The sequence below is a fragment of the Nocardioides sp. genome (assembly GCF_016462705.1).
Lineage (GTDB): Bacteria > Actinomycetota > Actinomycetes > Propionibacteriales > Nocardioidaceae > Nocardioides.
This window is the reverse complement of sequence record NZ_JAEMSS010000202.1, coordinates 1-6,881: the sequence shown is the minus strand read 5'-3', so window position 1 is coordinate 6,881 and position 6,881 is coordinate 1. Positions and strand designations below refer to the sequence as shown.

Here is a 6,881-nt window from a genome sequence, read left to right as displayed (position 1 = left end):
AAGTCATGGTCGGTAGTCGCCGCCTTGCAGGAAGCGGGTCTCGAACTGGTCGGCGGGCAGCAGCTCGGCGGTGCGGGCGTCGATGATGATCCGGTTCCGCCGCGCCACGCCGGTGAGCCGCGAGGCCATGTTGACCGGTGGGCCGAAGACGTCCCCGAGCCTCATCACGACCGAGCCGGAGGCGAGGCCGACCCGGACGTCCGGCATCCGCAGGTCCCGGCCGACGACGGTGATGATGCCCTCGGCGGTGTCGTAGGCCTGGATGGCGTCGTCGTTGACGAAGAGCACGGAGTCCCCGATCGACTTGATGACCCGGCCGCGGTGGGCGGCGACCACGTCGGCGCAGCGCGCCTCGAAGAGCTCGACCATGTCGCCGATCCGCTCCTCGGAGAGCTCGTTGGACAGCGCCGTGAAGGAGACGATGTCGGCGAACCCCACGGTCAGCTCGGTCGTGTGCAGGTCCTCCTCGCGGGCGCCCATCGCGGCGGTGCGGGCGATCGCCGCTGCCAGGTGGCGCCGCCAGACGTAGACCAGCAGGCTCTCGAACGGGGTGCCGATGCTCTCGATCATCCGCATGGCGACCTCGGCGCGGCTCTCCTCCACGTCCTGGCCGGCGCTGCGCTGCTCGCGCTCGAGCTCCTCCACCCGGTGGATCAGCGCGGACACCTCCCAGTCCGAAAGCCGCGCCATCGTCTGACCGACCGCCCGGGTGAGGTTGACGGCGAGGTCGAAGTCGAGCAGCCCCGTGTCGACCAGCCCGATCAAGGTCGACAGCGCGCCGACGTCGCCCCGGGTGAACGCAACCGCGTTGCCGTGCTCGGGGAACCCCAGCGCCCGCCACAGGCGTTGGGCCTGCTCGATCGTGGCGCCGGTCTCGGTGGCGACGTCGAGCGCGGTGAAGACCGGTTCCTCGCCGAGGACCGCGCGCTCGTACTCCTCGCCGGGTGATCCGCCGGTCCCGGGAGGGACGCCGGGTGGCTCAGACACCTTCGTCGCGCGGGTCCTCGGTGTGGATGTCGTGCAGCAGGTCGCTCAGGTCGCGCTGGACCTTCTCGATCCGCGGGATGTCGGGCAGCGCGACCTGGCCGTGGGTGCTGGCGTCACTGATGATCAGCGTGCCGCAGCCGAGCAGCCGGTCGATCAGGTCCTTCTCGTAGGCGACGTCGCTGATCCGGCTCAACGGGATGTCGTGGCCGCGGCGGGTGATGACGCCGTGCCGGGTGATCAGCCGGCGGGTGGTGATGGCGTAGGTCGCCGTGAGCCAGATCAGGAAGGGCCGGAGCACGAACCAGACGACGCCGACCGCGACGATCGCCCAGACGACCAGGGTGACGATCTCCTGGTCGACCACGCGCTGGACGACGACGCCGACCGCGAGGAGGACGACCAGCGCCAGGATCGGGAGGATCAGCGCCTTGGGGTGCGTGCGGGTGCTGATGACGATGGTCTCGCCCTCGTTCAGCAGGTCCTTGTCGATGGCCACGGACGGATCATTGCACCGAAACCGTCAGGCGTCTCGGACGTGAACGACGTCCCCTGCCCCCACGGCCGTGCGCTCACCGCTCCCGGTCGACACGACCAACCGGCCACTCGGGTCGATCTCGACCGCGCGGCCGGTGAGCGTCTCGCCTGAGGGCAGCGCCACGCTCACGTCCCGGCCGACGGTGCCGCACGACTCGGCGTACGCCGTGGCCAGCCGGGCGGCACCCGCCTCCCCGCCCTCCTGCCAGGCGACGTAGGAGTCCCACAGCGTGTCGAGGAGCAGACCGAGCAGCTCCGTGCGGTCGGGCGCCTCCCCCTCGACGGCGAGGGACGTGGCCTCGGGCACCGGGAGCTCGTCGGCGGTCATCCCGACGTTCAGCCCGATCCCGACGACGGCCGCCGGGCCGGACGGCGTCTCGACCCGCTCGACCAGGATCCCGGCGACCTTGCGCTCGCCCAGCAGGACGTCGTTGGGCCACTTGACGGTGGCGTCGAACCCGGCCGCGCGCAGCGCCGCGCGCACGGCGTGACCGGTCAGGAGCGGCAGCCACGGCCACGACGCCGCCGGCACCGTCGGCCGCAGCAGCACCGAGAACGTGAGACCCGACCGCGCCGGGGCCTCCCACGACCGGTCGAGACGACCACGTCCCGCGGTCTGGTGCTCCGCGAGGACCACCAGACCCTCCGGTCCGCCGGCCTGGGCCCGCTCCGCGACCAGGGCGTTGGTCGACCCGGCCTCGGCGACCACCTCCACCTGGTGGTCGGGGAGGCGGGCTGCGTCGACCGGTGACCGATCGGATGGGCGGGCGGGATCGCTGGTGGTCATGGCCGTTAGTCTGCTCGCCGTGACTGCCCAGCCCGGTGAAGGCACCGACCTCCCCGCTGACATCGACACCCACACCACCGCCGGCAAGCTCGCCGACCTCGAGCGCCGCCTCGACGAGGCCGTGCACGCCGGGTCGGCCAAGGCCGTGGAGAAGCAGCACGCCAAGGGCCGGCAGACCGCCCGCGAGCGGATCGAGCAGCTCTTCGACGAGGGGTCCTTCGTCGAGCTGGACGAGCTGGCCCGGCACCGCTCGACGGCGTTCGGCCTGGAGAAGCGGCGTCCCTACGGCGACGGCGTCGTGACCGGCTACGGCACCATCGACGGCCGGCAGGTCTGCGTGTTCTCCCAGGACTTCACCGTCTTCGGCGGCTCGCTGGGCGAGGTCTACGGCGAGAAGATCACCAAGGTGATGGACCTGGCCATCAAGACCGGCTGCCCGATCATCGGTATCAACGAGGGCGCCGGCGCCCGGATCCAGGAGGGCGTGGTCTCGCTCGGCCTCTACGGCGAGATCTTCCGCCGCAACGTGCACGCGTCGGGCGTCATCCCCCAGATCAGCCTGATCATGGGCTCCTGCGCCGGCGGGCACGTCTACTCCCCCGCGGTCACCGACTTCACGATCATGGTCGACGGCACGTCCAACATGTTCATCACCGGCCCCGACGTCATCAAGACGGTCACCGGCGAGGACGTCACGATGGAGGAGCTGGGCGGCGCCCGGACCCACAACACCAAGTCCGGCAACGCCCACTACATGGGCGCCGACGAGGCGGACGCGCTGGAGTACACCAAGGCGCTGCTGTCCTACCTCCCGCAGAACAACCTCGACCACCACCACGTCTACGCCGAGGACGCGGACCTGTCGTTCACCGACCTCGACCGGACCCTCGACACCATCATCCCGGACTCGCCGAACCAGCCCTACGACATGCACGACGTCTTCACGGCGGTGCTCGACGACGAGGAGTTCCTCGAGGTCCAGGAGCTCTTCGCCCCCAACCTGATCATCGGTTTCGGCCGGGTCGAGGGGCACCCGGTCGGCATCGTCGCCAACCAGCCGATGCAGTTCGCCGGCACCCTCGACATCGACGCCTCCGAGAAGGCCGCCCGGTTCGTCCGGTTCTGCGACGCGTTCAACATCCCCGTGCTGACCTTCGTCGACGTGCCCGGCTTCCTGCCCGGCACCGACCAGGAGTGGAACGGCATCATCCGGCGCGGCGCGAAGCTGATCTACGCCTACTCCGAGGCGACCGTCCCGCTGGTCACGATCATCACCCGCAAGGCCTACGGCGGCGCGTACGACGTCATGGGCTCCAAGCACCTCGGCGCCGACATCAACCTGGCCTGGCCGACTGCTCAGATCGCCGTGATGGGCGCCCAGGGCGCGGTCAACATCCTCTACCGGAACGAGCTGAAGGACGCCGACGACCCGGAGGCCAAGCGCGCCGAGCTGATCGACGACTACGACCAGGCGCTGGCCAACCCCTACATCGCCGCCGAGCGCGGCTACATCGACGCGGTCATCACCCCCCACGAGACCCGGGTCGAGATCGTGCGGGCCCTGCGGCTGCTGCGCTCCAAGCGGGAGACGCTCCCCGCGAAGAAGCACGGGAACATCCCGCTGTGACCACTCCTGGCGATGAGCCTGCCCCGCAGCCCTTCCTACGGGTCGTCAAGGGCGACCCCACGGAGGAGGAGCTCGCCGCACTGGTCGCCGTCCTGGCGGCTGCGGGCGGCTCCGGTGAGACCCCGCGCACGGCGCCCCCCAACTGGGCGGCCCACCACCGCAAGGTGCGGGTGACCCTGCCGCACGGTCCGGGCGGCTGGCGCAGCAGCGCGCTGCCGCGCTGACGCCCGTGCCGACCCTCGTGCTGGCCTCCCAGTCGCCGGCGCGGCTGGAGACCCTCCGCCGGGCGGGCATCGAGCCGGTGGTGGTCGTCTCCGGCGTCGACGAGGACCAGCTCAAAGACCTGCCGCCGGCCGAGCTGGCGCTCCAGCTGGCCGAGCTCAAGTGCGCCGCCGTGGCCGACCGCGACGGCCTGCCCGAGGCCGCGCTGGTGCTCGGCTGCGACTCGGTCCTGGAGCTGGACGGCCGCGCTCTCGGCAAGCCCGCGGACGCCGCGGACGCCGCGGCGAGGTGGCGCGAGATGCGCGGGCGCGCCGGGGTGCTGCACACCGGGCACGCGCTGCGTGACGTCCCGACCGGGCAAGCCGCGTCGGCGACGGCCTCCACGACGGTGCGCTTCGCCGACGTCACCGACGCCGAGATCGCGGCGTACGTCGCGACCGGGGAGCCGCTGCACGTCGCGGGCGCGTTCACGGTCGACGGGCTGGGCGGTGCGTTCGTGACCGGGATCGACGGCGACCACCACAACGTGGTCGGGGTGAGCCTCCCGCTGGTCAGGGAGCTCGTGGCGGAGCTGGGTCACTCATGGGTAGGTCTCTGGGCGGCTCGCTGATCTCGTCGGTGACCACCGGGATCTCGTGGGTGTGGTCGTGCAGCTCCACGAACGCCAGGTCGAGCTCGAGGCCCGGGTCGTCCACCCGCAGGAACACGAACTCGCGGAACAGGAAGAACCTCGCGGCGTTGGCCAGCGCGAGCCCGACCACGTTGGCGGAGACGTTGTCCGAGATCGGGTCGTCCAGGCCGAGCCCGCGGCTGATCCCGAGGCAGGTCATCGGGATCAGCATCGTCGCCAGGTTGATGACCACGAACGCGACGACCCCGCCGTCGGCGTGGCTGGTCCGGCGGTCCCGGAACGCCCAGACCTTCGTGCCGCGGAAGCTGATCGCCATGCCGACGGCGTTCGCGAGCACGTAGGCCAGCTCCGGCCGATCGTTGAGCCACGCCCCGTCCATGGCGCCGAAACCGTGGACCAGGAAGTTGAAGAGGATCAGCGCGACGACGGTCGCGACGAGGCCCACGGCGAGGAACCGGCCCGCCTCCTGGCGGAACCGTTGCCAGGGGTTCTCCACAGGCTCAGCGTAGGCGGTGCGCCCGGCGGCTACTCGACAGGCAGGCCGAGGCCGCGGGCGATGAGCATCCGCTGCACCTCGGAGGTCCCCTCGCCGATCTCGAGCACCTTCGCGTCGCGGTAGAGCCGGGTGACGGCGTACTCCTCCATGAAGCCGTAGCCGCCGAAGACCTGGGTCGCGATCCGGGTCGCGGTGACCGCGGACTCGGTGGCGTAGAGCTTCGCGATCGCGGCGGCCTGCTTGAACTCCTTGACGGGGGCGTTGCGATCCTTCATCGCGGCCGCCCGGTAGGTGAGCAGCCGGCTCGCGTGCAGCATCACCTCGAGGTCGGCGATCTGGAACGCGACGCCCTGCTTGCGGCCGATCGGGGCGCCGAAGGTCTGGCGGTCCAGGGCGTACTCGACGCTGAGGTCGACGCAGGCCTGGATGCAGCCCACGGCCAGGGCTGCGATCGCGACCCGACCGTCGTCCAGCGTCGCGAGGAACTGCGCGTAGCCCCGGCCGCGCTCACCGAGCAGGTTGGCCTCCGGGACCCGGCAGTCCTGGAAGGTCAGCGGGTGGGTGTCGGAGGCGTGCCAGCCGAGCTTGTCGTACGCCGGCTCGACGACGAAACCCTCGGTCCCGGCCGGCACGAGGATCGTGCTGATCTCGGGCTTCGACCCTCCGACGCCGTCGTCGCGCGACCCGGTGCGCGCGGTCACCGTGACCACGCTGGTGATGTCGGACCCGGAGTTGGTGATGAACTGCTTGGCGCCGTTGACGACCCACTCGCCCTCGGTGAGCTCCGCCTTGGTCCGGGTGGCTCCGGCGTCGGACCCGGCACCGGGCTCGGTCAGCCCGAACCCGGCGAGCGCCTGCCCTGCGACCAGGTCGGGCAGCCACTGCTGCTTCTGCGCGTCCGTCCCGTAGGTGAGGATCGGGTTGATGCCGAGCCCCACGGCGGCCTCGAGGGTGATGCCCATCGACTGGTCGACCCGGCCGAGCTCCTCGATCGCGACGCAGAGGCTGGTGAAGTCGCCGTGCTCGCCGGCGCCGCCGTACTCCTCCGGCGCGGTGAGCCCGAACAGGCCCAGCTTGCCCATCTGCTGCACCACGTCGACCGGGAAGTGGTGGTCCCGGTCCCACTGCGCGGCGTACGGCGCGATCTCGGCCAGCGCGAACTCGCGGAGGCTCCGGCGGAACTCCTCGTGCTCGCGGGACAGCTCGTAGGTCATGCCGCCGATGTTAGCCGCTGAGGTTAACGTTTGTTAACCGTCGAGCGCCGGTCCCCTCATCCCGTCATCGCGGCCAGTGCCACCCAGAACCGCTCGCGCAGCAGGTACCGGTCCTGGTCCTCGATGTAGTAGTGCCCGGTGCGACCGGAGAGGTCGGTGAGCAGGGCCCGGTCGATGTCGCCCGGGATGAGCGGCTTGCCGGTCCGCAGCTGCTTGACCTCGTCGGGGCGGGCGCGCTGAAGCCAGGTGGTGAGCACGCTGGTGCACACCTCGTCGACCAGCTCCTGGGACGTGACCTCCTCGACCGGCAGCTCGCTGACCTGCCCGGACGCGGACGAGTACACGAGCGCCGAGGCCCGCACGACCTCCGGGGAGGGTGGGAC

At 71.1% G+C, this 6,881-nt stretch carries 9 protein-coding genes; 3 read left to right on the top strand and 6 right to left on the bottom strand.

All coding sequences use genetic code 11. The features are described from left to right. Positions 1–3 precede the first annotated feature (3 nt). The 3 genes from JHD21_RS19140 to JHD21_RS19130 are packed head-to-tail and all read right to left on the bottom strand — an operon-like array spanning position 4 to position 2,308. Positions 4–987: an adenylate/guanylate cyclase domain-containing protein gene (locus JHD21_RS19140; protein WP_292678454.1), complete on the bottom strand. Its 984-nt coding sequence runs from the start codon at positions 985–987 to the stop codon at positions 4–6. Beyond that, positions 980–1,483 carry a PH domain-containing protein gene (locus JHD21_RS19135; RefSeq protein ID WP_292678452.1) on the bottom strand — a complete coding sequence of 168 codons (504 nt, stop codon included), beginning with the start codon at positions 1,481–1,483 and terminating at the stop codon, positions 980–982. Before JHD21_RS19135 ends, JHD21_RS19140 begins: the two co-directional genes overlap by 8 nt. 24 nt (positions 1,484–1,507) lie before the next feature. Then, positions 1,508–2,308 carry a biotin--[acetyl-CoA-carboxylase] ligase gene (locus JHD21_RS19130; RefSeq protein WP_292678449.1) on the bottom strand — a complete coding sequence of 267 codons (801 nt, stop codon included), beginning with the start codon at positions 2,306–2,308 and terminating at the stop codon, positions 1,508–1,510. Here JHD21_RS19130 and JHD21_RS19125 point away from each other — a divergent pair. Genes JHD21_RS19125 through JHD21_RS19115 form a run of 3 tightly spaced genes read left to right on the top strand, consistent with a single transcriptional unit; the run spans position 2,307 to position 4,767 of the window. Beyond that, positions 2,307–3,935 carry an acyl-CoA carboxylase subunit beta gene (locus JHD21_RS19125; RefSeq protein ID WP_292678447.1) on the top strand — a complete coding sequence of 543 codons (1,629 nt, stop codon included), beginning with the start codon at positions 2,307–2,309 and terminating at the stop codon, positions 3,933–3,935. The two genes, JHD21_RS19130 and JHD21_RS19125, sit on opposite strands and share 2 nt — an antisense overlap. Then, the gene (locus JHD21_RS19120) at positions 3,932–4,159 is read left to right on the top strand and encodes an acyl-CoA carboxylase epsilon subunit (protein ID WP_292678445.1); all 228 of its coding nucleotides are present in this window, start codon (positions 3,932–3,934) and stop codon (positions 4,157–4,159) included. Before JHD21_RS19125 ends, JHD21_RS19120 begins: the two co-directional genes overlap by 4 nt. Positions 4,160–4,164: 5 nt before the next feature. After that, on the top strand, positions 4,165–4,767 hold the full coding sequence (locus JHD21_RS19115) for a Maf family protein (protein WP_292678443.1): 603 nt from the start codon (positions 4,165–4,167) through the stop codon (positions 4,765–4,767). Here the strand turns inward: JHD21_RS19115 and JHD21_RS19110 are convergent. The 3 genes from JHD21_RS19110 to JHD21_RS19100 all read right to left on the bottom strand — a co-directional run. After that, positions 4,709–5,284 (bottom strand): GtrA family protein, encoded by a 576-nt coding sequence (locus JHD21_RS19110; protein ID WP_292678441.1) that lies wholly within the window; start codon positions 5,282–5,284, stop codon positions 4,709–4,711. The genes JHD21_RS19115 and JHD21_RS19110 overlap by 59 nt on opposite strands. A gap of 29 nt (positions 5,285–5,313) precedes the next feature. Continuing rightward, complete coding sequence (locus JHD21_RS19105; protein ID WP_292678439.1) at positions 5,314–6,498, bottom strand: acyl-CoA dehydrogenase family protein; 1,185 nt, start codon at positions 6,496–6,498, stop codon at positions 5,314–5,316. Positions 6,499–6,554: 56 nt separating this feature from the next. Beyond that, a partial coding sequence (locus JHD21_RS19100) for a hypothetical protein (protein ID WP_292678438.1) occupies positions 6,555–6,881 on the bottom strand: 327 nt, incomplete at its 5' end.

Bases quoted from the DNA above. Each gene is read 5' to 3' on its own strand.
- JHD21_RS19125 (WP_292678447.1), top strand. From the start codon at position 2,307: ATGGCCGTTAGTCTGCTCGCCGTGACTGCCCAGCCCGGTGAAGGCACC.
- JHD21_RS19130 (WP_292678449.1), bottom strand. From the start codon at position 2,308: ATGACCACCAGCGATCCCGCCCGCCCATCCGATCGGTCACCGGTCGAC.
- JHD21_RS19105 (WP_292678439.1), bottom strand. From the start codon at position 6,498: ATGACCTACGAGCTGTCCCGCGAGCACGAGGAGTTCCGCCGGAGCCTC.